Annotated in this window: 1 protein-coding gene; it reads right to left on the reverse strand. The window is 68.4% G+C overall.

The features are described 5' to 3' along the window. Positions 1-69 precede the first annotated feature (69 nt). Positions 70-920 (reverse strand): AAA family ATPase (locus tag HOV91_RS39150; RefSeq protein ID WP_174190193.1); only part of this gene is annotated, 851 nt, incomplete at its 5' end.

Raw genomic sequence — 920 nt, forward strand, 5'->3', positions numbered from 1 at the left:
ATAAGAGACAGCGTGAGCGGTCATGGCGGAGTGCGTTCCTTCCGAACAGGCAGGCAGCGGAGGCGAGGGTTAGAGGCGGGTGCCCAGGGACAAGGGCTCGAGGGAGGTGCCGAACACGGTTTTCACGACCTCGGCCACGATGGCGCGGTCCTCTTCCGGGGCAGTGCCGATGAGGTTGGCGGCGGCGGTGAGTTCGGTGGTGGCGGTGGCGATCTTCTGGAAGGCCAGCAGCTCGCGCAGTTGTGGTGCCCACCCGATCTCGCCCTTGGCTTGGCGAGTGGACAGATTGCGGGCCACCCGCACCGCTTTCGGATTCACCCCGAGGCTGGAGGCGAGGTCGTAGTCGCTGGAGACCTGGACCTGGAAGGCGAAGCGGCTGGCGAGCGCGTCCGACAGGATCGCCCCGTGCACTCCAGGGTTGTGACCCGCGCAGATGTAGAACCCGGGCTCGGCCTTCACAACCTCGCCACCGTTGGCTTTGATCACGATCTCCCGCCGCCCGTCCATCGCGGGGTATACGCACGAGAGCACGGTCGGGGCGATGAGGGTCGCGTCGTCGACGAACAGCACCCGGCCCTCACGCATCGCCCGGACCAGCGGCCCGTGCACGAACACGAAGGTCCCGTCCGGGGCTTGGGTGTACTCGCCCACGAAATCAGCGACCGTGGTGTCGCCATCGCCCTGCACGGTCAGCAGGTCCCCGAATGCGGCCTCGATCAGCGAGGTCTTCCCGGTTCCGGGCGGCCCGTACAACAGCACGGGCACCTCGTTGGCCCGCATGGTGCGCAACACATCCACATCGGCGCTGCCCGCGAGCTTGCGCGGGTGATACATCTGCCCGTTCGGACGCGCCACTGGCCCACTCGTCGGCTTCGCGGTGGGCCGCCTACGCGGGGCGCTCGAGGCAGGCGCGGCAGGGG

This window comes from Nocardia barduliensis, from assembly GCF_013315795.1.
GTDB lineage: Bacteria > Actinomycetota > Actinomycetes > Mycobacteriales > Mycobacteriaceae > Nocardia > Nocardia barduliensis.